This is a genomic window from Streptomyces sp. NPDC053665, assembly GCF_055585285.1.
In genome coordinates, this window is sequence record NZ_JBVJKK010000005.1 from 483,899 (window position 1) to 506,110 (window position 22,212).

The following is a 22,212-nucleotide window of genomic DNA, read 5'->3' on the forward strand; positions in this document are numbered from 1 at the left end:
GCTTCGGCGGGTGCCGCGGCCGGGCGGGCGCCGAGGGGGACCGTCGCGGGTTTTCCACAGGCTGGGGACCTCGTCGGCGAACAGGCGGCCTGTGCGTGCACTATGGGGCCATGACTGAGAGCAACGGGTCCGAAGCGCGGGATCAGCGGGACCAGCAGCGAGGGGCGGCGTCGGGGCAGCAGGAGCCGATGCCGGACTGGGAGAAGCGCTTCCGGGCACCCCGGGTGTCCCTGCCCGACTGGGCGCTGGACGCGCCGGAGCGCTCCCTGTTCGTGTCCAACGCGACGGGGACCTACGAGCTGTACGCCTGGGACCGGGCCACGGGCGAGCAGCGCCAGGTGACCGACCGGCCCAACGGCACGACGGACGGCGTGCTGACGCCCGACGGCGCCTGGATCTGGTGGTTCGACGACAAGGACGGCGACGAGTTCGGCGTCTGGCGCCGCCAGCCCTTCGAGGGCGGCGCGGACGAACCGGCCGCCGACGGCCTGGACGCCTCCTACCCGGCGGGCCTCGCCCTCGGCCGCGACGGCCGGACGGCGGTCGTGGGCCGCTCGACCGACGAGGACGGGACGACGATCCACCTCGTGCGCACCGGCGAGAGCCCCGTGGAGATCTACCGCCACCGCGAGTCGGCCGGCGTCGGCGACCTCTCCCACGACGGCTCCCTGATCGCCGTCGAGCACACCGAGCACGGCGACGCGATGCACTCCGCGCTGCGCGTGCTGCGCCCCGACGGCACGCGGGTCGCCGAGCTCGACGACACCGAGGGCGGCACCCGCGAGCTGGGCCTGGAGGTCCTCGGCTTCGCGCCCGTCGACGGTGACACGCGTCTGCTGATCGGCCACCAGCGCCGCGGCCGCTGGGAACCCCTCGTGTGGGACGTGGCCACCGGCGAGCAGACGGACCTGGCGCTGGAGCTGCCGGGCGACGTCGGCGCCGAGTGGTATCCGGACGGCAGCGGCCTGCTCATCGTCCACAGCTTCGAGGCGCGCAGCGAGCTGTTCCGCTACGACCTGGCGGGCCGCGCCCTGTCCCGGATCCCCACCCCGCCCGGCACGGTGTCCGGGGCGACGGCCCGCCCGGACGGCAGCGTCGAGTTCCTGTGGTCCTCAGCCGCCGAGCCCCCGGCCGTGCGCTCCACGACCGGCGGTGTGGTGCTCGACCCGCCCGGCATGAAGTCGCCCGGCTCGGTGCCCGTGCGGGACGTGTGGGTGGAGGGCCCCGGCGGCCGCATCCACGCCCTGGTGCAGAAGCCCGAGGGCGCCACCGGCCCGCTCCCCACGGTCTTCGAGATCCACGGCGGCCCCACCTGGCACGACAGCGACTCCTTCGCCGCGGCCCCGGCCGCCTGGGTCGACCACGGCTACGCGGTGGTCCGGGTCAACTACCGCGGCTCCACGGGCTACGGCCGGGCCTGGACGGACGCCCTGAAGCACCGCGTGGGGCTCATCGAGCTGGAGGACATCGCCGCGGTGCGCGACTGGGCCGTCGGGTCCGGCCTCGCCGACCCCGACCGCCTGATCCTCACCGGCGGCTCCTGGGGCGGCTACCTCACCCTCCTCGGCCTGGGCGTGCAGCCCGGCATGTGGGCCCTCGGCATCGCCGCGGTCCCCGTCGCCGACTACGTCACGGCGTACCACGACGAGATGGAGGCGCTGAAGGCGATGGACCGCACGCTTCTCGGCGGCACCCCGGAGGAGGTCCCCGACCGCTTCGAGGCCTCCTCACCGATCACGTACGTCGACAAGGTCACGGCCCCGGTGTACATCTCGGCCGGCGTGAACGACCCGCGCTGCCCGATCCGCCAGATCGAGAACTACGTCGCGCGCCTGGAGGCGCGGGGCGCGGTCCACGAGGTCTACCGCTACGACGCCGGCCACGGCTCGCTGGTCGTGGACGAGCGGATCAAGCAGGTGCGGCTGGAGCTGGAGTTCGCGGAGCGGCACCTCAAGGAGGTGACGGGCGCCCGGTAGCCCGGGAGGCGGGGGTGGTGCGGCGGCCGCGGGCGGGTGCCGGCCGGCCGGGCGGTGCCCCGGCCCCCTCGGATCGGTGCGCTCCCCCGGGCGTCCGGGCGAAGGGCGGGCACCGCCCGGCGTCACGCCCCCGCCCGGCGTCACGCCCCCGCCCGCTCCCGCCGTCTGCGTCCCAGCAGCTCCGCGAGGCCCCGCCGGGTCGCGGCCAGCACCACCCGGTCCCCGGCCCCCAGCACGTACGAAGGAGGCAGGTCCCACACCAGTCCCGAGGTCGCCGCACCGTCGTCCTCGGCGCCCTCCCGCTCACCCCGCCGGCCCCCGGAGGACGCGGTGTTGAGCGCCAGCACCCGCCAGGCCCCCGGCCGGAACGCCTCGCCGACCGTGCGGCCCTCCAGTTGCGGGTGCCCGCCCACCTCGATCTCCGCGAAGAGCAGCACCCGCCGCTCCACCGGGATCGCCCCGAGGATCTGCCGCCCCATCATCGCCCCGGCGAAGGCGGGCGCGGCCAGGTGGGACACGCTGCGGCTGCGCGTCAGGGCGGACGGGTGCGCGGCCCGCAGCGTGCGGTAGACGGCGGTGGCGAAGTCGTCGTCGTACAGGCGCAGGACGACGCGCAGGTCGGGCCGCAGGGACCGGGCGTACAGCGACGCCTCCAGGTTCGTGGTGTCCGCGCTGGTCAGCGCCAGCAGGGCATGGGCCCGGTGGATCTTCGCCGCCTCCAGCACGCCCTCCTGCGTGACGTCGCCGAGCACCACCGGAACCCGCAGGCGCCGGGCAGTGGCCATGCCGCGTGCCTCCGGGTCGGACTCCACGCACACCACGGGGATGTGCAGCTCCCGCAGCCGCGTCAGCACGCGGGTCCCGATCTTGCCCAGTCCGAGCAGCACCACGTGACCGCCCAGCCCCCGCGGGGGCTTGCGCAGCGCCGACGCGCTGCGGAAGGTGCCCAGGGCCTCCAGGACCGCGGCCAGCAGCACCGGCAGCAGCAGCAACCCCACCAGCCCGGACAGCAGTTGCAGCACCTGCTGCCCCGTCGGCTGGTGGAACGCGGGGTCGTTGATACCGAACAGGTCGAGCAGGGTGACGTAGGTGGCGTACAGCGGGTGCTCGCCGGTCACCAGCGTCAGCGCGACCGCGAGGGCCAGCACGCACCCGATCAGCCCGGCCAGCGACCACCGCAGCCGCCGCGAGAACAGCGAACCCAACGGCGGTACGCCGCCGCGCCCGTTGGCCAGGGCGGGGCCGGAGTACGACACCTGCTCCAGGACGACGGTCCCGCGCCCCGTCGCCGCCGCCACCGCGGCCTCGTCCGGCAGCAACTGCGGCCCCTGCTCCCCGCTGCCCTCCGAACCGTCGGCCCCGGCCGGGTCGTTGCTCGTCGCGGACAGCAGGGCCAGCGTGCACAGCCCCGGGTCGGCCACCTCGCCCGGCCGGGGCGGCTGCCGTTCGACGGCGCGCAGGACGAGCCCCTCGGTCTGCACGACCTTGCTGGTGCCGACCAGGGCGGTGGCGGCCAGGGCGGGCGCGGCCGTGTCGGCGTCCGACAGCACGGTCGTCGACGTGTCGAAGCCCGCCCCGCCGCCCGGGCCCGAGCCGGAGGCCAACGCGGCCGTCTGGTCGAGGAGTTCCTCGATGTGCTGCCCCAGCCGGCGGTTGTACAGCCGCAGGACCAGCCGCAGCCGGGGGTTGAGGCGGCGGGCGGTGAGCGCGGCACGGATGTTGGTCTCGTCGTCGTCGTACACGAGGGCCAGGGCCGCCGCCCGTTCCGCCCCGGCCTCGCCGAGCACCGCCTCGGTGACCTCCGCGGCCTCCACGACCGGTTCGTTCCCGGCCGGTTCGCCCCCGGCCCCGCCCGTCCCCGCCCGGTTGACGGCGGCGCTGACCCGGTCGAGCAGGGCGGCCGAGGCGGCCCGAGCCCGTCCGACCACCGGCTGCCGCACCCGGCGCCCGGAGGGCGGCACGACGAGGGTGACCTGTTCGCCGTACACACCCCGCAGTTCGGCGGCGAGGCGGTGTGCGAGACCGTCGTCGCCGCACACGATCATGTGCGTGGCCGGTTCACCTGGCTGACCTTGGTTCGGAACGCTCCCCACGGGGAGAAGACTGCCCCACCCGGCCGGACGGTTCCAGAAGGGGCCGCCGGTGCGTGAACGCACGGGCCCGCCGGCACGTACGCACGGGGAGGAAACGGGGAACGCCCCCGCGCACCACCGGAGGTACCGGGCCCGTGACCACCACGAAGAGCGCCCCCCGCGACGGCGGCGAGCGCGCGTCCACCGCGCCGGACGGGAGCACCCCGCCGGCGACCCGGCGGCTCGACTCCCCGCTCCTGCTGACCCTGCTGCTGATCACGGCGGTGATGTTCCAGGACCCGGTGCGCGGGGTGCTGGCCGCGCCGGTGATGCAGAGCTGGATGACGGTGTTCGTCGCGGTCCTGGTCCAGGCCCTGCCGTTCCTGGTGCTGGGGGTGCTGCTGTCCGCGGCGATCGCGGTGTTCGTGCCGCCGTCCTTCTTCGCCCGCGCCCTGCCCCGGCATCCGGTGCTGGCCGTGCCGGTGGCGGGCGCGGCCGGTGCGGTGCTCCCGGGCTGCGAGTGCGCGTCCGTGCCGGTGGCCGGTGCCCTCGTGCGCCGCGGGGTCACGCCGGCGGCGGCGCTGGCGTTCCTGCTGTCGGCGCCCGCCATCAACCCGATCGTGCTGACGGCGACGGCCGTGGCGTTCCCCTCGAACCCGGAGATGGTCCTGGCCCGTTTCGCGGCGAGCCTGCTCGTGGCCTGCGCCATGGGCTGGCTCTGGCACCGGCTCGGCCGAGCGGACTGGCTGCGGCCCCCGGCCCGGGCCTCCTACGAGGGGCAGGGCAAGGGGGCGGCTTTCTGGGGCTCGGTCCGCCACGACATTGTGCACGCGGGCGGATTCCTCGTCGTCGGCGCGATGGCCGCGGCGACGCTGAAGGCGGTGGTCCCGGCGCACTGGCTGGGGGCGGCGGCCGGCCACCCGGTGCTGTCGGTCCTGGTCCTCGCGGCGCTGGCCGTGCTGCTGTCCCTCTGCTCCGAGGCGGACGCGTTCGTCGCCGCGTCCCTCACCCAGTTCTCCCTGACGGCCCGGCTGACGTTCCTGGTCGTCGGCCCGATGATCGACCTGAAGCTCTTCGCGATGCAGGCGGGCACCTTCGGCCGGGCCTTCGCGCTGCGCTTCGCCCCCGCGACCTTCGCCCTGGCCGTGCTGGTGTCGGCCCTGACCGGAACGGTCCTGCTGTGAACCGCCTCGCCCAGTCGGCCCTGCTGTTCCTGCTCGGCGCGACGCTCCTGCACGCCGGCACGACCGACCTCTACCTCCGCTACGTCAAGGAGGGGCTGCGCCCCCTGGTGCTGCTGGCGGGCGCGGTCCTGATCGCCACGGCGGCGGCGACCCTCTGGTACGACCGCCGCCGCTCCCCGGCGGACGAGCACGGGCACCGCGAACCCCGCGTCTCCTGGCTGCTCGTCCTGCCGGTCTTCGCCCTGATCCTGGTCGCACCGCCGGCCCTCGGCTCCTACAGCGCGACCCGCACCGGCACGGCCCTGACCGAGCCCCTCGGCTTCCCGCCCCTGCCCGCCGGCGACCCCCTGCGCCTCGCCGTGGCGGACTACGCCGGCCGGGCCGTCTACGACGACGGCCGCTCCCTGCGCGACCGCGAGGTGCGGATCACCGGCTTCGTCGCCCTCGACCGCGCGGGCACCCCGTACCTGGTCCGCATGGGCCTCAACTGCTGCGCGGCGGACGCCCAGCCGGTCAAGATCGCCCTGACCGGGGACATCCCGCCGGTGCTGCGCCCGGACACCTGGCTGGAGATCACCGGCCACTACACCCCGCGCCGCACGGAGGACCCGGTCAACGGCGGCCCGATCCCCTACGTCGACGTCACGGCCTCCCGTCCCGTCCCGGCGCCGAAGGATCCCTACGACGAGACACCGAACGGCTGAACTCCGGTGTGGCGGGCCCCGATCGGGGTACTCGGACCTGCCGCACTCGGATCTGCCGCTGATCAGCGAGGGGGGCTGATGACCACACTCGAGACCCGGCGAGCGGGAAGCGGAGTCACCGCGTCGGCGAGGCGCGAGCGGGCGAGGGCCGACGGCCGGGCGAACCTGGTGCTGGCCACCCTGGGCGCGGCGCTGACCGCCCTGCTCACGGCGATCACCACCGGCGTCCTCACGCCGGCCCAGTACGCCGTGCTGCCTCAACTCCTGCTGTGGACCGGCTGCGCGGCCTGCGCCCCGTCCCTGTTCCTGCTGAACCTGGCCGCCGGCCCCGGCCCGACCGTCACGGCGAAGCACCGCCGCACACGGCACGCGATGCTCTGGGGCGCGGCCTTCCTCGCGCTCACCGCGGCGGGCACGCTGACCGGGACGCTGACCTGACCGCCGGCCGTCACACCGCCCGACGTCATACAGCCGGTCGTCACACCGCCGGATGGATGGCGAACACCCGGGCCGGGAAGCCGGAACCGCCGTGCGGCCGGGGCCAGGAGGCGACGAGCAGCGAGCCGGCCTCGGGGACCCGGTCCAGGTGGGCGAGCAGTTCCAGTTGCCAGCGGTCGCGGGCGAGCACGTACTCCTCCAGGCCGTGGTCCCCCGCGGAGGCGGCGAGCCCCGGGTCGGTGTCGGCCTGCTCGTGACCGATGGCGGTCACGCCCGCGTCCTCGAACAGGTACCGCAGGACCTCACGCGACCAGCCCGGGGTGTGGCGGACGCCGTCGCCGTCCCGGTTGTCCATCGCCTCCGGGTCCGGCCAGCGCCGGCTCCACCCGGTGCGCAGGGCGACGAACGAACCCGCCGGGACGCGCCCGTTGCGGCGCTCCCAGGACGCCACGTCGTCCAGGGTGGGGGTGGCGTCGGGGTCGGCGGAGACCCGGGCGGTGATGTCGAGCACGACCAGCGGCAGGACCATCTCCCGCACCGGGATGCGGTCCAGGGTGCGGGCCCCGGCCACGAAGTGCGAGGGCGGGTCGACATGGGTGCCCCACTGGCCGGCGAGGGTGTAGCGGTGCACGGTGAAGCCGTCGCCGCGTGCCAGGTCGAAGAGGGTCTCGCGCCGTTCGTCGCCGAAGCCGGGGAAGTGGGGCTGGCCCGGGCGGAAGGCGTGGGTGAGGTCGGTGAACACGGTGCCCTCGGTCAGCTCACGGTGCAGTGACCACAGCCGGGGCTCCTCGCCGCTCACCGCGATCCCCCCGCCGCGCCCTGCCGCTGCGCGGAGGCGGGCGCGGAGTGCGGGACGGTCCCCGGGCCGTCGCCACCGGCCCTGCCGGCGCCGGCCCGGGTCATGGCGACACCGGCCAGGACCACGGCCATGCCGAGCACCACGCGGACACCGACCTGCTCGCCCAGGACGACCACGCCGAGGAGGACGGAGACCACCGGCAGCAGGTAGCCGACCACGGCCGCGTTGGTGGCGCCCTCGTCGTTGATGATGCGGTACGTGAGGTGGAACGTGACGGCGGTGCAGAACACGCTGAGGACCACGGCGGCCACCAGCACCACCGGCGAGAGGTCCACCGGCTCCGCACCGCCCACCGGCAGGGCCACGGCGGTCAGTCCGCCGGCCGCCAGCAGCTGGGCGGACGACAGGGAGAGGGTCGGCGTGCCCCGGCGGACCAGGGTGCGGCCCATGTAGGTGAACGCCACGGCGTAGCTGGCGGCCGCGCCGAGGATGGCCAGGGCCCCCCAGCCGATGGCCCGGGAGGTGTGCCAGGGGGCGAAGATGACGATCGTGCCGGCGAAGCCGAGCAGCAGCCCGCCGAGCCGGACCGGCCGGATCCCGCGTTCCGAGCCCAGGACGAGACCGAGCAGCACCGACCACAGCGGGGTCGTGGCGTTCAGGACCCCGGCGAGTCCGGAGCCGACGGTCTGCTGGCCCAGGCTGAACAGCGCGAAGGGGAGGGCGTTGCAGAAGAAGGCCGCGACGACCAGGTGACGCCAGACGGCGGCGCCTCGCGGCAGCCTCCGGCCCGTCGCCCGGGCCGCGCCCAGGAGCACGAGCGCGCCGAGGAAGCAGCGGACGAACGTGACCTGGAGCGGGGAGAGCCCGCGCAGCGCCAGTTCGATCCACAGGAAGGTCGAGCCCCACAGCAGGGCGAGCACGGCCACCCGCACCCCGCCCCGCAGGCCCCTTGTCCCACCGTCCACCACGGCCCTCCTTCGCCGGGCCCCGGCAGGCCCGCACATTCGACGGTGCCCCAGTAATGGATTGAGCACAAGCAAATGGTTCTGCACATTCTGTTAAGCTGCACTACATGCTCGACGTGAGGCGACTCCAGGTCCTGCGCGCGGTGGTCACCAGCGGCACCGTCACCGCCGCGGCGGCCCACCTCGGCTACACCCCGTCCGCCGTCAGCCAGCAGGTCGCGGCCCTGGAGAAGCAGGCCGGCACGGCGCTGCTGGAGCGGGTCGGCCGGGGCGTGCGGCCCACGCCCGCCGGTCTGCTGCTCACCGAGCACGCGGCGCTGATCGGTTCGGCGGTCGCCCGGGCGGAGTCCGCCCTGGCCGACCTGCGGGCCGGCCGCACCGGACGCCTGGCGGTGCGCTACTTCGCCACCGCGGGCTCCACGCTGGTCGCCCCGGCCCTGGCTCGGCTGCGGGCCGAGCACCCCGGCGTCCGGGTCGACCTGCGGCTCACCGACCCGGAGGACCCGTTCGAGGACGTGGCGCGCGGCCGGGCCGACCTGGCCGTCGTCGTGCAGGCCCCGGGCCGCTCGGGCGAGGGCTTCGAGCTCGTACGCCTCCTCGACGACCCGTACGCGGCGGTGCTTCCCGCCGGCCATCCGCTCGCCGGCGAGGACGTCGTCGACCTGCACGAGCTGGCCGGCGAGCACTGGGTGGGCAGCGAGCCGCCCGGGCCGTGCCTGGAGCCGGTGACCGAGGCCTGCGCGGCGGCCGGCTTCAGCCCCGACTTCGTCATCCAGAGCGAGGACTACGCCACCGCGCAGGGCTTCGTCGCGGCCGGTCTCGGCGTCGGCCTGATGCCGCGCCTGGGGCTGCGCACCCTGCACCCCGGTGTCGTCGTGCGCCCGGTCCGCAACCCCGAGCCGGTCCGGGTGATCTCGGCCGCCGTCCGGAGCACCGCGCTCGAACAACCCGCCCTGCGCGGGCTGCTGGACGCGCTGCGGGACGCGGCCACCACCGCCGATCCGCCCCTCGACGGCCCGGACCGGGCGCGCGTGCGGGGGGAGCGGGCGGTGGCGGACCACGCCCGTGTCACGCGGCGCGGCCGGCGGTGACGGCCGGTACCGCGGCGAGGCTCACCACGCTGGAGAAGATCTCCCGGTCGTGCTGCCAGGCGCCGACGCGCACCAGCCCCGGCTCCGGCAGCCGCTCGGTCTCCAGCCGGCACGGGGCGTCCATCTCCGCGTACTTGACGAAGTCGGAGTCCATGCCGGTGACGACGGCGGAGTGCGGATGGGCCGTGGCCAGGGCCGCCTGCCGGGCGGCTTCGAGCAGCAGCATCCCCGGGGCGTGGTCCACGACATGGTCGAAGAAGAAGGGGTGGGTGGTGTCGACGCGCAGCTGCCAGCGGTCGGGCAGGTCCGTCGCGGCCAGCACCACGTCCTCGAACCGGTCGCGGCCGAACGCCGTGAGACCGGCCGGGGGCGGCAGCGGAACGGCCCGCGCGGTGGCCGCGGCGGCGTCGGCGTAGGCGCCGCGCAGCCGGTTGTAGACGGTGCGGTCCTGGATGGTGAACCGCGAGCGCGCGGTGGCCAGTCGGCGGCCGTCGCGCTCCACCTCGGCGCGCAGCGAGATGCCGGCCGCCCGCTCACGACGGTAGGTCACCTCGTCGCAGGTGATGTGCACGTCGAGCTCCGCCGGGTCGCCGTCGGCGTACGCGGCGCCGGGGTCGAGCGTCCAGTCGAAGTCCTTCCACAGCAACTGGTGCCCGAACGGCACCTGGTAGGCGCCGTGGGACAGCAGCGGCAGCGTCTGGCGGACCGTCTCGCAGAGCAGGAGCGGATCGTGCAGGCCCAGGCGGTTCCCGTAGAACGGGTGCGCGGCGGGCCAGACAGCGGTGACCGTGAAGGAGTCGGACGCGGTCCGCCGCCAGGTGCGCAGCAGCACTTCACTCTCGTTCGTCTTGTGGGTGAAAGACGGAGATATCACGTTAAAACGGCTGTCGTCGAGGCAGTGCTGGGCGATGTCGATGGACACGAGGTCCCCCCTGGATGCGGTGGCTCTGCGAATGGGCACGCGCAACTGAAGCGGCGTCGTTGGTCGTGACAGGCCGACGCCGACGTGAATAAAATAGAGGTCGTTCTTTTTGTTTGTCTACGGGTACTAGGGAGACTGCCGATGGCACGGCAACGGCAGGAACGCGCGGAACGCACCCGCGCCACACTCATCCGCGCGGCCGCCGAGGTGTTCGACCAGGCCGGTTACCGCGGTGCGGGGCTGAACACGATCCTGCAGCGAGCCGGCATGACCACCGGAGCCATGTACTTCCACTTCAAGTCGAAGGAGGAACTGGCGCGCGCCGTCATCGTCGAGCAGGCCGCCGGGCTGCGCTGGCCCACCGGGACGAAGGGCCTCCAGCAGCTGATCGACGTCTGCCGGTACCTGGCGGTGCAGATGCGCTCCGACGTCCTGTTCCGGGCCGGTGTCCGCCTCGCCGTCGAGCAGAGCGAGGTGAACCTCCTCGACTACTCGATCTACGACTGGTGGGCCGAGCGGTTCGGGATCTACCTGGCCGAGGCCCGCGAACTCGGCCAGCTGCACCCGCAGGTCGACGAGGCCGCCTTCGCCCAGGTGCTGGTCGCCTCCTACACCGGCACGCAGATCATGTCCCGCCTGGCCAACAACCGCGACGACCTGCCCGGACGCATAAACGAGATGCTGCGCTGCCTGCTCCCGGCCATCGCGCCGCCGGACGTCGTCGCCACGCTGCGGTTCCCCGCCGACGACGGCCGGCTGCCGGAAGAGGCCGCCGCCGACGTCGCGGACGGGGCCGCTTCATGAGACCGGTCCGGGTGCTGCTGACGGGCTCGACCGGCTTCGTCGGCCGGGCCGTGCTCGACCGGCTGCGGAAGGAGCGGGCGTTGGGCCGCGACCTCGAGGTGCGGGCCCTCGCCCGGACCGTGCCGGAGGGGCCGCGGGAGCCGGGGGTGGAGTGGCTGCGCGCGGACCTGTCCGACCCGGACGCGGTGGCCGGGGCGGCGAGCGGCACGGACGTCCTCGTCCACCTGGCCTGCCGGGTGGACGGCAGCGACGAGCAGTGCGAGCGGACGAACGTCGACGGCACCCGCGCGATCGTCCGTGAGGCCCGCCGCGCCGGCGTGGAGCGCATCGTCCAGCTCTCCACGGCGGCGGTGTACGGCCCCGGACCGCACCGCGGCATCCCCGTGGACGGCGTCGTGCCCGCTCCCGTGTCCGCCGCCAGCAGGACCCGGCTGGCGGCCGAGTCGATCGCCCTGGAGGCGGGCGCCGTCGTCCTGCGCCCCGGGCTCGTCCTCGGTGCGGGGGACCGCTGGGTCGTGCCCGCGATCGGCGAGCTGCTGCGGCGGGTTCCGGCCCGCTGGGACGGCGGGCGCGCGCTGTTGTCCCTGGTGGCCGTCGAGGACCTGGCCCGGCTCGTCGCGGCCCTGGCCACCGGACCGGAACCGGCCGGCCCGGGCGTCTTCCACGCGTCCCACCCGGTGCCCGTGCGCAACGGCGACCTCATGACGAGGCTCGCGGAGCTGGACGTGCTGCCCGCGGCCGGGCCCGACTGGCCCTGGGACCGGTGCGTGGAACGGCTGCGGCAGTCACCGGGCCGCATCAGCGAGCGGCAGTTCGCCCTGCTGGCCCGTGACCACTGGTACGCCAGCGAGGAGATCTGGCGACTCACCGGCTGCGCCCCGGGCCCCGGTCCGCTCTACCGCCTGGCAGCGGCGGCCCCCTGGTACCGCCGGCAGGCACCGGCGGCCTGAGGGGGCCCCGGCGGGGCTTCGGCGACACCCCGGTTCCGGCGACCGCCCGCCGAGGACCTCGGTGACGCCCCGGCTACGGCGGTGCCAGGCGGCGGAGTTCGGGAGCCCTGGTGCGACGGAGCTGGCGCGCTCCTCACGGTGCCCTGGTTCGGCGACGCGGAGCCCGGGGTCCGGCGGCGGGTCGGCGGTGGCGCGGCGGACGGTGGCAGTCGGTGCCTGTTCGCCGCGGCGCGGCGGCTTGCCGGGGTGTGGTGGTCGGCCTCGCCCGGGGTGTGGTGGCGCGGGCCGGGACGGTGCTGGCCGGGGGCGTGTGCGGGGGCCGTGGGGAAGTCGCGGAGATGGCCGTCGACTTGGTCAAGCCGTTCCGGGTTCGTGCGCGGTGGGAGTCCGCGGCGGCGCCCGGCGGTACGTTCGCAGGACCGGGCCCATGGGGCGTCCGCCGCCCCCCGTGCGGGCGGGCCGGAGCCCTCGCCGGGCCCTCCCCGGGCACGTGGAGCGCGCACCCGCGGTCCGGGCGGCCCGTGGGATTCAGTCCCCGCGATGGATACCGAGGTCAAGCCCATGGTGAAGCAGGTGAGAGCGGAACGCACCCGTCAGGCGCTGATCGCGGCGGCGGCCGAGGAGTTCGACCGGCAGGGATACGCCGGTACCTCGCTGTCCGCCGTGCACCGGGCCTGCGGCGTGACGATGGGGGCACTCACCTTCCACTTCCACGCCAAGGCCGACCTGGCGGCCGCCGTCTGCCGCGAGGCCGAGGACCTCACCCGGCGGGCCCTGGCGTGTCTCACGCCGGCCGAATCGCTCCCGCCGGTCGCCGAGTTCACCTTCGTCGTCGCCCGGCTGCTGGAGGAGGAGGTCACCGTGCGCGCCGCGGCCCGGCTCGCCCGGGAACAGGCCGTCACGCCGTGCTGGCAGACCGTCTGGCGGAGCGCCCTGCGGGAACTGGTCGCTCCGACGCGGCGGATGGCCGCGGGCGGCGGCGAGGCCCTCGCCGACCGGCTGGAGCTGCTGGCGGTCTACCTCACGGCGGGGGCCGAGGCGGCGCTGCGGGCGGGCCGCCCGGGCCGGGACGTGCAGACCGAACTGGTCCGCCTGTGGGCCCTGGTGCTCGTGCCCGGACCGCTCCCCGGCATGGACCGGCGCCCGGCCGCCGTCACACCCCGCCCCGAGCCCTCCCGGACCCCGTCGTAGGGCCCGCCCTCGCACCGCCGTTCATCCCTTCACGAAAGAGCTCACTCCATGACTCGACGCTGCGCGCTCGTCACCGGTGCCTCCCGGGGCATCGGCGCCGCCATCGCCCTCGAACTCGCCGCCGCCGGGCACCGCGTGGCGGTGCACTGCCGGGCCGACACGACCGCCGCCAAGGCCGTGCTCGACTCCCTGCCCGGGACCGGCCACGCCCTCGTCACGGGCGACATCGGCGCGCCCGGCGCGGCCCGGGAGGTCATCGGCTCCGCGGTCGAGCAACTGGGCACGGTCGACGTGCTCGTCAACAACGCCGGGCTGTACGCCGAGCAACCCGTGGCGACGACGTCGTACGAGGACTGGCAGGCCGCCTGGCGGCGCCTGGTCGACGTCAACCTGCTCGGGCCGGCCGACCTGATCTGGTGCCTGGTCGACCATCTGCGCCACCGGATCCAGGGGCCCCAGGGCGCCTGCGTCGTCAACGTCGGCTCCCGCGGCGCCTACCGGGGGGAGCCCGACGCCCCCGCCTACGGCGCGACGAAGGCCGGCCTGCACGCCCTGACCCAGTCGCTCGCCCAGTCCCTCGGGCCGCTGGGCATCGCCGTGTCCGCCGTGGCCCCGGGCGTCGTCCGCACCGACCTGACCGAGCCCATGCTCGCCGGTGACGCCGAGGAGGCGATCCGCCGGCAGAGCCCGCTCGGCAGGATCGCCGTTCCCTCCGACGTCGCCGCCGCGGTGGCCTGGCTGAGCAGCGCTCCCGCCGAGTGGTGCAGCGGCGCCGTGCTCGACGTCAACGGTGCTTCCCACCTGCGCTGACCACCGGCCCACCCGACCACGCACCCCTCGAGGAAACGGAGACACCGTGCGCGCCGCACTCCTTCAGATCGCCGTACGACCCGGGGAGCCGGCTGAGGAGCGGCGGCTCCGGGCGGCCGCCCTCGTGCGCGAACAGCGCACCGCCGACCTGGTGATGCTGCCCGAGCTCTGGACGGTCGGCGCGTTCGCCTTCGAGGCGTTCGCCGCGCACGCCGAGCCGCTGGACGGCACGACGGCCCGGGCGATGGGCGCCGCCGCCGCCGACGCGCAGGTCTGGCTGCACGCCGGCTCGATCGTGGAACGCGACCCGGCGGGCGGCCTGTTCAACACCTCGCTGGTCTTCGACCCGGCCGGCCGGCTGCACCGCACCTACCGCAAGATCCACCGCTTCGGCTTCGACCGGGGCGAGGCCGCCCTGCTGGGCCGGGGCGAGGAGGCCGTCACGACCCCGCTCGGCGCGGGCCCGACGGCCGGTCTCGCCACCTGCTACGACCTGCGTTTCCCGGAGCAGTTCCGGCTGCTCGTGGACGCGGGGGCCGAACTGCTCCTCGTCCCCGCCGGGTGGCCCGCCGCCCGCCGGGCCCACTGGTCGCTGCTGGCGCGGGCCCGGGCCGTGGAGTCCCAGGCGTACGTCCTGGCCTGCGGCACGGCGGGGGAGCACGCCGGGGTGGCACAGGCCGGCCACAGCGTCGTCGTCGATCCCTGGGGCGAGGTCGTGGCCGAGGCGGGCGCGGGGGAGGAGACGCTCCTCGCCGAGCTCGACCCCGCGCTCGTGGCCAGGACACGGGCCGAGTTCCCGGCTCTCGGTGATCGGGTGCTCGGTGTGCCGGCGCCCCGCTGACCTGCCCCCGGCCCCCGGTGCCGTCCTCCCCGCACTGAGCGGGGAGGACGGCATCTGCCGTCCGGGCAGGCGGAGTTGGTGTTTCTCCGGCAACCTCTTGCGGCTGATGCGGCAGACGTGTAACACTCTTTCGCGAAGGAGTGTGTCCGCTTCCGGTCCCCTTCGCATCGTCACCGCGTCGCCCTCGGGCGGCGCTTTTTTGTTGCCCGCGCGCGCTGTCGCCGCGGTGCCCGTTCCCTCGCACGGTGCCCCTTCCCGCACCCTGCCCGACCCTCTCCCGGTGAGGCGACCAGTGACCATGGCAGACCCGACCACCTCCGACTCCCCTTCCGGGGCGTGCACGTCACGCCGATGCCGCCGTACGGCCGGCTCCGGCGCGCTGCGGCGCAGGCCCGCCCTGTCCGGCGCCCGGCTCTGCGGCTCCTGCGCGCGCGCCCTGCGCGCCGACCTGGCCGCACTGCCGGAACTCCACCAGGACAGCGAGGAGCACTTGGTCCTGCCCGCCCGGCAGGCCGGACTGCCCCGGGTGACCGGCCACCGGCCGCAGGCGCCGCCCGTGAGCGAGGAGGCGCTCCAGGCCCGGCACGACACCGTCGTGCGCCTGGCGTTCTGGGCCCGGCTGGTCCTGGAGGAAGCCGAGCCCGCCCCGGCGCCGCCGGAACGGACCGTGTCCGCGCTGGCCGCCTTCCTCGGCCGGCACGCCGACGTCCTGGCCGCCCTTCCCGCGGCCGGCACGGCGGCCGACGAGATCGCGCACACGGCCACGGCCCTGCGCCGGATCGTCGCACCGCCCCGGCCCGCCCTGGTACCGCTCGGCCGGTGCGTCGAGCCGGGCTGCGAGGCCGAGGTGTCGCTGCCCGGGCGCGGCGATGACGGACTGGTCCTGCGCGGACCGATGTGCGCGGCCGGTCACGTACTGACCCCGCGCCAGTGGCTCCTGCTGAGCCGGCGACAGCAGAACTCCCCCGACAAGGAGACGGCATGACCGGCGACCGGACCACCCGCGGCGCACGTGTTCCCACCTCGCTCGCGGCGCTCGCCCTCGGCGTCCGTGAGGGCACCATCCGCCAGTGGGCGCGCCGCGGCAGGATCACCCGCTACGGCACCAGGCGCCAGGCGCTGTACGACCTGAACGAGCTGGCCGCACTGGTGGCCGCGGAAGACGCACCCGCGAACGGCGTCCCCCCGGCCCGCACCGCCTGACCGGGCGGAGCCCCTTGGCCCGCACCGCCTGACCGGGCGGAGGCCCTCGGCCCGCACCGCCTGACCGGGCGGCACCACCCCGCCCGGCAGCGCCCGCACCCCGTCCCACCCCGGGCGGCACCAGCCCGCCCGGCAGCACCCGCACACCATCCCACCCCACCGTCCGGCGCATGCGCCGCGCGGCGCCGACGCATGCCCGGAAACGGGCCGCCGGCCCCTTCCACCGAGGAGTGAACCAGCAGTGGAGACCTCGCACACGTCACCGTGGCAGCAGAACTGGCAGGCACGGCGCGACCCCTTCGCCGAGGAGTGCTTCGCGGCACGCGACAGCCTGCTCGCCGACCTGAAGGACCCGGCCGCCGCACAGGCCCGCGTCCTGGACGACCTCATCGACATCGGCGTGAGCGCGCTGCACTGGAAGGAGCGCGGCTACGACGTGGTCGCCGCCGACCCGTCCCGCTTCCGGTCGGTCCTGCCGGTCATGCGCTACGACGACTTCGCCGAGCAGATCGACCGGGAGACCCGCACCAAGGGCGGCATCCTGTCGTGCAGCCCGGTCCTGCGCTGGCTCAAGACCAGCGGCACGACCGGCGACCCCAAGCGGGTCCCGTACACGCTGCACTGGCTGCTGACGTACCGCATCCCCGCCATGAAGGCCATGTGGGGCACCTACCTCCAGCACCACCCCGAGATCCTGGCCCACCCCTGGGCCACCCTGGACACGCAGACCGTCCGCGAGGACGTCTACGACTTCGTGCACGGGGTCGAGCACCAGGCGATCAGCAACCGGCACCCGCAGATCAACAGCCGGGACTGGAACCCGCCGTGGTACGACTCGCCCTGGTTCGGCCCCGGCACGCCCGCCGGCCACGCCGAACGGATGTACCACCGCGTACGGCACCTCGTCGGCAAGGACCTGCACTACATCTCGGCGATCAATCCCAGCACCCTCGTGTCGCTGCGCGACCTCATCGCCGAGCACGGTGACCGGCTGGTGCGCGATCTGCGCGACGGCACCCTGGACGGCCGGCCCTGCGCCGAGCCCGACGAGGAGGCGGCCGGTCACCTGGAACGGGTGCTGGCCCAGGGCGAGTTCAGCCTGGTCGACATCTGGCCGTCGCTCACGCTGTACAGCTGCTGGCTCTCGGCGTCTGCCGAGCTGTACCGGCCGCGGCTGGACGCCGTGCTGCCCGGCGTGGCCAAGCTGCCGTTCATGAGCTGCGGGACGGAGGGCGTCACCACCATCCCCGTGGACGACACCCTGGACAGCCAGCCGCTCGCCGTCAGCCAGGCGTACTTCGAGTTCGTCCCCGCCGAAGTGCCCCTCGGCACCCTGCTGGACACCGGTGAGGAGATCGAGACGCTGCTCCACCACGAGGTGGAGGCGGGCCGCGACTACCACCTGATCATGTCGCAGGGCAACGGCCTGTACCGCCTGTGGACCGGCGACATCTACCGGGTCGACCGCATCGTGGACGGCACGCCCTGGATCCACTTCACCCACCGGGACGGGGTCTTCCACTCCTTCACCGGCGAGAAGATCACCGAGAGCCAGGTCACCCAGGCCATCCGGCAGGGCCTCGCGGCGAGCGGTCTGGACACCGGGCTGTACATGTGCGGTCCGCGCTGGGACGAACTGCCCTCCTACACCGTCGTGGTGGAAGTGCCTGAGCCGAGTGCCGCGCTGGACGGCGCGCTGTCCGCGGCGATCGACCGCGAACTGTCCGTCATCAACATCGAGTACGCGTCCAAGCGGGACAGCGGCCGCCTCGCCGGGCTGACCGTGCGGACCGTGGCACAGGGCGCCATCGCCGGGTACGTCGAGTCGCGGCGCCAGCAGGGCAACGCCACCCAGTACAAGTACAAGCCCTTCCAGAAGGACACGGACTTCGCCGACGAGATCCTCGCCGGCTGACCCCGCGCGGCACGGCCCCACCGACCACCCTTCACCTCAGGAGAACCCGTCATGATCGAGACCCTCAGGCCCCCGCAGAACACCCGCCGGGAGATCGTCGACCTGCCGTGCGGCGACACCCGCCTCGCCCTGCACGTGTGGCGGCCCGAACGGATCAAGGGAGCCGTCTTCTACTTCCACGGACTGCAGAGCCACGCCGGGTGGCTGTGGGAGGTGGGGCCCCGGTTCGCCGACAACGACATCGCCTTCTTCGTCCTCGACCGGCGCGGCAGCGGCATCAGCCCCGGCCCGCGCGACGGGATACCGGACGCGGACACCCTCCTCGGCGACTACGCGCAGGCCGTCGCCCACGTACGGGAGATGATCGGCGACCGCGTGCCGCTGTCCCTCTTCGGGCACTGCCTCGGCGGCTCCTTCCTGGCCGCCCTGCTGTGCCACGAGGAGTTCACCACCTCCTACGACGCGGCCGTCTTCTGCTCCTCCTGGCTCGGCCGGATGCACGCCACCCTCGACGCGGACGCCCGCGCGGCCGTCGCCGAGGACACGAGCGAGGAACCCTGGGACGCGGGCCTGAAGTCCGCCGACTTCACCGACGAGGTGAAGTACCAGCACTTCATCGACCACGACGACCTGGCCGTACGGCAGTTGACGCGCCGCTCGCGGGCCGTCCTGCTCGACCTGGAGCGGCGCTACCTGAGCCGGGGCCGCGCCAACCCGGACGTGCCCGCGGCCACCTTCGTGTCCGGCATGACCGACCCGATCGTCGACCTGGACGCCGCCCACCGCGTCTTCCAGGACCTGGTGTCCGGGCGCGGGGCGATCGTGAAGTTCCCCACCGACCGGCACTACCTCTTCTACACCGACGTCAGCGGCGACCTGGTCGACTGGACCTCGACGTACACCCTGCTCCGGGGCGTGAACCGTGGCGCCTGAGGGCGGCCGGGCCCGGCTGTACCACGTGCGGCTGCCGATGCGGACGCCCTTCGACCACCCCGCCGCCCGGCGCCGCAGCTCCGACAGCCTGGTGCTGAGGCTGTCGGCGGACGGCACGGACGGCATCGGCGAGTGCGCGCCCCGGTCCTACGTCACCGGCGAGACCACCGCGAGCGTGCGCACCGCGCTGGGCCAGGTGGACCTCGGAGCCCTGTCCCGGCTGCTGACGGGCCGCCCGCCCGAGGAGACGCTGGGGCTGCTGCACCGCGACGGGTTCGCGCGGACCTTCGGTGTGGACGGCGGGAACAACCTGCTGTGCCTGCTGGAGACGGCCGTCCTCGACTGGCTGGGCCGCCGCACCGGCGCGGGCGCCCGCGCGCTGCTGCCCGGGACGTCACCGGGGCCGGCGACCCTGCCGGTGTCGCAGGTGCTCGATCTCAGCCTGGACGCCGAGGAGTTCCTCGCCGGCCGCGGTCCCTTCCACTTCGTGAAGATCAAGGCGTCGGACGACATCGAGCGCGACGCCCGCACGGTCCGCACGATCCGCGACAAGCTCGGCGACGGCGTACCGGTCATGGTCGACGCCAACATGAGCTGGAGCCCCGACGACTGCGTCGGCCACGCCCGCCGGCTGGGCGAGGCCGGTGCCGACTGGGTCGAGGAACCGCTGCCCCGCAAGTCCTGGCAGGCGCTGCGCCGGCTGCGCCGCGAGGGCGGGGTGCGGATCATGCTGGACGAGTCGGTGTGCACGGAACGCGACGCCCGGGCGGCGGTCGAGTCCGGTGCCTGCGACGCGTTCAACGTCCGCGTGTCCAAGAACGGCGGACCGCTGCCCGCCGCCCGGCTCGTCGCCCGGGCCCGGCAGCACGGTCTCGGCTTCCAGTTCGGCGTCCAGGTGGCCGAGGTCGGGCCGCTGATCAACGCGGGCCGGGCCCTGGCCTTCGGCCACCCGGACGCCCTCACCGTCGAGGCCGGTCAGTCCGACCGGTTCTTCCCGGAGATGATCGTGGTCCCGCCCCCGGCCGTCGACCGGCACACCAACACCCTGTCGCCCGCGGGCGGCACCGGCTGGGGCATGGACCTCGCCCCGTACGCGGAGCGCTGGGCCGTCGCCGACCTCTGAGACCGGCCACCTCCCGCACCCTTCCGCACCCCTTCAGCGCCGCGCCCCTCACCCCTGCCCGAAAGGCTGGACAACCATGACCGTCCTGTTCGAATGCATCTATCGGGGCCGCCGCCTCGCCGGCCTCGGCCTGCCCCGGGCCGGTGAGCCCCTGCGCCTGGCCGCACTGCCGGACGGGGAGCCGGCGCGGGCCCTCGCCGAGGGCCGTGACCTCACGGCCCTGTCCGCCGGCGCGCAGGAGGTGACCGTCCCCGCGGAGGAGCTCGACGAGGTGTCCTTCCGGCCGCCGCTGCTGCCGGAGCACCCCGGGGACGCCATGGTCGGCGGGTTCATGCAGACCCACAACGTCAAGGTGGACGCGGACACCCCGTCCCAGCCGAACTGGTTCCTCAAGGGCCTCGGCGACGTGCTGCGGACCTCCGGTGAGGATCTGCGGGCCCCCGCCGGTGCGGTGGCGCTCACCGAGGAGGCCGAGATCGTCCTCGTTTATGTCACGGCCGCGGACGGCACGCCCCGGTACGTCGGCCACACCTTCGGCAACGACCTCACCGACATCGGCCGCTTCCGGCGCCACCGGGGCCACCTCTCCTACGCCAAGCTGTGCGACGCCGCCGTCGCGCCGTGGCTGTTCCTCGGCGAACCGCCGCGCCACGTCACCGGCCGCGTGACCGTGGAGCGGGACGGCGAGACGCGCTACCGGGGCGAGTTCACCACCGGCACGAAGGCCCTGCACTACGGGCTCGACGCCATCATGTCCGAGCTGTTCGCCCACGACGCCCTGCTCGCCCCGGGCCGGGTGCACTACGTCTACATCGGCGCCGACCGCAGCAGCTTCCACGGCGGCTACCGCATGACCGACGGGGACCGGGTCACGCTGGACTTCACCACCCACGGCGTCACCCTGTCCAACACCGTGCGATGTGCCTCGCCGGCGCTCGCGGCCGCCGCACGCGAGGCATCGTGAGGCGGGACGGCCAGGCCCCCGGGGCCGGTGACCGCGTCCGCGGACTCAGCGACACGGAGGCCCTGTTCGCCTACGCCCACGCCCTCACCGGGCAGGGCCGGATCACCACCTCCTTCACGGTGGACGGCCGGTTCTCCCGGGGAAGGGTCGAGCGGGCCGTGCGGCAGTGGACGGGCCGGCTGCCCCTGCTGTCGCTGCGGATCGCCGGCACCGGGGACGGGCTGTGCTTCCGCGGCCCGGCGTCCGGGCAGGGCACCGAGGGCGCCGAGGCCGCCGAGGACGTGGCGGGGTCCGGCGGCGGGGAGCGGCTGTGGGACCTGCGCGTCGGTCACGGACCGTCCGGGGACACCCGGTTCGCCCTCACCCTGCACCCGGCGATCGGTGACGCGTACTCCACCGGACGGCTGGTGAGGCTGCTGCTGGACGCCCTGCTCGGCGCCCCGCACACGGGCTCCGCCGGTCCCGCCCGGGAGGCCCTGCCGCCCGACACCGACGCGTTGACCTACGAGCCCGGCGTCGGCTGTGCGTGCGGCGGCTGCGGGTCCGCCGTGCCCGCCGTGCCCGGTCGGGTCCGCGGTACGGCACCGGCGCGGCACGGGGTCGGGCCGGTGCCCGGCGGCCGTGCGGACGATGCCGTGACGCTCACGCTGACCGCCCGGGAGAGCCGCCGGCTGCGGGACTGGTGCGCGCAGCGGCGGGTGACGGCCGGCGGGTACCTCACGAGCGTGCTGGCCGAGGCGCTCGCCCGGGAGACCGGTCGCGGCGAGGTCGCCGTGGCCACGGCGATGTCGCTGCGGCGGCGGTACGCCGAGCGGACGCTCATCACCGAGCCGGGGTGCGTCCAGACCATGGTCGGGGCACGGTTGCGGGCAGGCACCGGCGGAGAGCCCCTGGGGCGGGCCCGGGCGCACACGACCGCCCTGTGCGCGGCCCGGCGTGCCTGGCGTCCCGCGCGGTGCGGGCACGCCGCGGTCCGCCGGGCGGTCGAGCGGGCGGCGGAGGCCGGCGTGCCGGAGCTGCGCGTCACCGACGCCGGATGCGTCGACACGGCGCTCGGCGCGCACGCCGCGCGGGTCACCGCGCTGCGTACGACGGCCGGCCACGGCGGCGCGGGGCCGGGCGGCTCGCTGTATCTGTCCACGTTCAAGGGCGGGTTGACGCTGGCCCTGTCCTCGCGCGGACTCGGTGAGGGGTGGGCCGCGCGGGCCGAGCGGGAGCTGTGTGCGGCGCTGCCGCCGCTGTCAATGCTCTCCGCCCCGGTGGGCGGCCGTCCGTGACACCGCAGGTGAGAGCGTCGGCTACAGCCGGACTCCACTAAGTCGCAAGC

General features: G+C 74.9%; 21 protein-coding genes. 17 read left to right on the forward strand and 4 right to left on the reverse strand.

Translation table 11 applies throughout. From position 1 onward, the window contains the following. Window positions 1-110 precede the first annotated feature (110 nt). Window positions 111-1,976 (forward strand): S9 family peptidase, encoded by a 1,866-nt coding sequence (locus tag ACZ6ZN_RS22300; protein ID WP_469648703.1) that lies wholly within the window; start codon window positions 111-113, stop codon window positions 1,974-1,976. A gap of 140 nt (window positions 1,977-2,116) precedes the next feature. Here ACZ6ZN_RS22300 and ACZ6ZN_RS22305 read toward each other — a convergent pair whose 3' ends face one another. Then, window positions 2,117-4,021, reverse strand: coding sequence for a potassium channel family protein (locus ACZ6ZN_RS22305; protein WP_469648704.1), 1,905 nt, complete (start codon window positions 4,019-4,021; stop codon window positions 2,117-2,119). Between the two features lie 182 nt (window positions 4,022-4,203). On the opposite strand from ACZ6ZN_RS22305, the gene ACZ6ZN_RS22310 reads away from it, so the two are divergent. The 3 genes from ACZ6ZN_RS22310 to ACZ6ZN_RS22320 all read left to right on the forward strand — a co-directional run bounded on the left by ACZ6ZN_RS22310 (window position 4,204) and on the right by ACZ6ZN_RS22320 (window position 6,374). Beyond that, on the forward strand, window positions 4,204-5,232 hold the full coding sequence (locus ACZ6ZN_RS22310) for a permease (RefSeq protein ID WP_469648706.1): 1,029 nt from the start codon (window positions 4,204-4,206) through the stop codon (window positions 5,230-5,232). Continuing rightward, window positions 5,229-5,936 (forward strand): TIGR03943 family putative permease subunit, encoded by a 708-nt coding sequence (locus ACZ6ZN_RS22315; RefSeq protein ID WP_469648709.1) that lies wholly within the window; start codon window positions 5,229-5,231, stop codon window positions 5,934-5,936. Before ACZ6ZN_RS22310 ends, ACZ6ZN_RS22315 begins: the two co-directional genes overlap by 4 nt. Before the next feature lie 78 nt (window positions 5,937-6,014). Then, window positions 6,015-6,374 (forward strand): hypothetical protein, encoded by a 360-nt coding sequence (locus ACZ6ZN_RS22320; protein ID WP_398108947.1) that lies wholly within the window; start codon window positions 6,015-6,017, stop codon window positions 6,372-6,374. Between the two features lie 40 nt (window positions 6,375-6,414). Here ACZ6ZN_RS22320 and ACZ6ZN_RS22325 read toward each other — a convergent pair whose 3' ends face one another. Both ACZ6ZN_RS22325 and ACZ6ZN_RS22330 read right to left on the reverse strand, forming a co-directional pair. Then, window positions 6,415-7,173, reverse strand: coding sequence for a cyclase family protein (locus tag ACZ6ZN_RS22325; RefSeq protein WP_469648712.1), 759 nt, complete (start codon window positions 7,171-7,173; stop codon window positions 6,415-6,417). Continuing rightward, complete coding sequence (locus tag ACZ6ZN_RS22330) at window positions 7,170-8,138, reverse strand: DMT family transporter (protein WP_469648714.1); 969 nt, start codon at window positions 8,136-8,138, stop codon at window positions 7,170-7,172. Before ACZ6ZN_RS22330 ends, ACZ6ZN_RS22325 begins: the two co-directional genes overlap by 4 nt. Before the next feature lie 107 nt (window positions 8,139-8,245). Between ACZ6ZN_RS22330 and ACZ6ZN_RS22335 the strand changes: the two genes are divergently transcribed. Next, a complete protein-coding gene (locus tag ACZ6ZN_RS22335) occupies window positions 8,246-9,229 on the forward strand; it encodes a LysR family transcriptional regulator (protein ID WP_451876214.1) in 984 nt (327 codons plus the stop codon). Here the strand turns inward: ACZ6ZN_RS22335 and ACZ6ZN_RS22340 are convergent. Continuing rightward, entirely contained in the window at window positions 9,207-10,151 is a 945-nt protein-coding gene (locus ACZ6ZN_RS22340) for a ScbA/BarX family gamma-butyrolactone biosynthesis protein (RefSeq protein WP_469648715.1), read from the reverse strand. The two genes, ACZ6ZN_RS22335 and ACZ6ZN_RS22340, sit on opposite strands and share 23 nt — an antisense overlap. Before the next feature lie 141 nt (window positions 10,152-10,292). Between ACZ6ZN_RS22340 and ACZ6ZN_RS22345 the strand changes: the two genes are divergently transcribed. The 12 genes from ACZ6ZN_RS22345 to ACZ6ZN_RS22400 all read left to right on the forward strand — a co-directional run bounded on the left by ACZ6ZN_RS22345 (window position 10,293) and on the right by ACZ6ZN_RS22400 (window position 22,162). After that, window positions 10,293-10,955, forward strand: coding sequence for a ScbR family autoregulator-binding transcription factor (locus ACZ6ZN_RS22345; RefSeq protein WP_398108942.1), 663 nt, complete (start codon window positions 10,293-10,295; stop codon window positions 10,953-10,955). Then, on the forward strand, window positions 10,952-11,905 hold the full coding sequence (locus ACZ6ZN_RS22350; protein WP_451876215.1) for an NAD-dependent epimerase/dehydratase family protein: 954 nt from the start codon (window positions 10,952-10,954) through the stop codon (window positions 11,903-11,905). The genes ACZ6ZN_RS22345 and ACZ6ZN_RS22350 overlap by 4 nt, the downstream gene beginning before the upstream one ends. Window positions 11,906-12,445: 540 nt before the next feature. Next, window positions 12,446-13,096, forward strand: a complete 651-nt coding sequence (locus ACZ6ZN_RS22355; protein ID WP_469648719.1) for a TetR family transcriptional regulator — start codon at window positions 12,446-12,448, stop codon at window positions 13,094-13,096. A 48-nt stretch (window positions 13,097-13,144) separates the two neighbouring features. Further along, window positions 13,145-13,906, forward strand: coding sequence for an SDR family NAD(P)-dependent oxidoreductase (locus ACZ6ZN_RS22360; RefSeq protein ID WP_469648721.1), 762 nt, complete (start codon window positions 13,145-13,147; stop codon window positions 13,904-13,906). Between the two features lie 46 nt (window positions 13,907-13,952). Continuing rightward, a complete protein-coding gene (locus ACZ6ZN_RS22365) occupies window positions 13,953-14,747 on the forward strand; it encodes a nitrilase-related carbon-nitrogen hydrolase (protein ID WP_469648723.1) in 795 nt (264 codons plus the stop codon). 298 nt (window positions 14,748-15,045) lie between these two features. Beyond that, complete coding sequence (locus ACZ6ZN_RS22370; protein WP_451876219.1) at window positions 15,046-15,732, forward strand: hypothetical protein; 687 nt, start codon at window positions 15,046-15,048, stop codon at window positions 15,730-15,732. Then, the gene (locus tag ACZ6ZN_RS22375; protein WP_451876220.1) at window positions 15,729-15,950 is read left to right on the forward strand and encodes a hypothetical protein; all 222 of its coding nucleotides are present in this window, start codon (window positions 15,729-15,731) and stop codon (window positions 15,948-15,950) included. The genes ACZ6ZN_RS22370 and ACZ6ZN_RS22375 overlap by 4 nt, the downstream gene beginning before the upstream one ends. A gap of 241 nt (window positions 15,951-16,191) precedes the next feature. Next, a complete protein-coding gene (locus ACZ6ZN_RS22380; RefSeq protein ID WP_469648725.1) occupies window positions 16,192-17,865 on the forward strand; it encodes a GH3 family acyl-acid amido synthetase in 1,674 nt (557 codons plus the stop codon). A 51-nt stretch (window positions 17,866-17,916) separates the two neighbouring features. Beyond that, window positions 17,917-18,798 carry an alpha/beta fold hydrolase gene (locus ACZ6ZN_RS22385; RefSeq protein WP_469648727.1) on the forward strand — a complete coding sequence of 294 codons (882 nt, stop codon included), beginning with the start codon at window positions 17,917-17,919 and terminating at the stop codon, window positions 18,796-18,798. After that, complete coding sequence (locus tag ACZ6ZN_RS22390) at window positions 18,788-19,921, forward strand: enolase C-terminal domain-like protein (RefSeq protein WP_469648729.1); 1,134 nt, start codon at window positions 18,788-18,790, stop codon at window positions 19,919-19,921. The genes ACZ6ZN_RS22385 and ACZ6ZN_RS22390 overlap by 11 nt, the downstream gene beginning before the upstream one ends. Before the next feature lie 76 nt (window positions 19,922-19,997). Next, window positions 19,998-20,885, forward strand: coding sequence for an FAH family protein (locus ACZ6ZN_RS22395; RefSeq protein ID WP_469648732.1), 888 nt, complete (start codon window positions 19,998-20,000; stop codon window positions 20,883-20,885). After that, a complete protein-coding gene (locus ACZ6ZN_RS22400; protein WP_469648734.1) occupies window positions 20,882-22,162 on the forward strand; it encodes a hypothetical protein in 1,281 nt (426 codons plus the stop codon). Before ACZ6ZN_RS22395 ends, ACZ6ZN_RS22400 begins: the two co-directional genes overlap by 4 nt. Window positions 22,163-22,212: the final 50 nt, after the last annotated feature.

Coding starts and splice junctions, on each gene's coding strand:
- ACZ6ZN_RS22360 (WP_469648721.1), top strand. CDS start 13,145: ATGACTCGACGCTGCGCGCTCGTCACCGGTGCCTCCCGGGGCATCGGC.
- ACZ6ZN_RS22345 (WP_398108942.1), top strand. CDS start 10,293: ATGGCACGGCAACGGCAGGAACGCGCGGAACGCACCCGCGCCACACTC.
- ACZ6ZN_RS22375 (WP_451876220.1), top strand. CDS start 15,729: ATGACCGGCGACCGGACCACCCGCGGCGCACGTGTTCCCACCTCGCTC.
- ACZ6ZN_RS22355 (WP_469648719.1), top strand. CDS start 12,446: ATGGATACCGAGGTCAAGCCCATGGTGAAGCAGGTGAGAGCGGAACGC.
- ACZ6ZN_RS22370 (WP_451876219.1), top strand. CDS start 15,046: ATGGCAGACCCGACCACCTCCGACTCCCCTTCCGGGGCGTGCACGTCA.
- ACZ6ZN_RS22395 (WP_469648732.1), top strand. CDS start 19,998: ATGACCGTCCTGTTCGAATGCATCTATCGGGGCCGCCGCCTCGCCGGC.
- ACZ6ZN_RS22350 (WP_451876215.1), top strand. CDS start 10,952: ATGAGACCGGTCCGGGTGCTGCTGACGGGCTCGACCGGCTTCGTCGGC.
- ACZ6ZN_RS22385 (WP_469648727.1), top strand. CDS start 17,917: ATGATCGAGACCCTCAGGCCCCCGCAGAACACCCGCCGGGAGATCGTC.
- ACZ6ZN_RS22320 (WP_398108947.1), top strand. CDS start 6,015: ATGACCACACTCGAGACCCGGCGAGCGGGAAGCGGAGTCACCGCGTCG.
- ACZ6ZN_RS22335 (WP_451876214.1), top strand. CDS start 8,246: ATGCTCGACGTGAGGCGACTCCAGGTCCTGCGCGCGGTGGTCACCAGC.
- ACZ6ZN_RS22300 (WP_469648703.1), top strand. CDS start 111: ATGACTGAGAGCAACGGGTCCGAAGCGCGGGATCAGCGGGACCAGCAG.
- ACZ6ZN_RS22305 (WP_469648704.1), bottom strand. CDS start 4,021: ATGATCGTGTGCGGCGACGACGGTCTCGCACACCGCCTCGCCGCCGAA.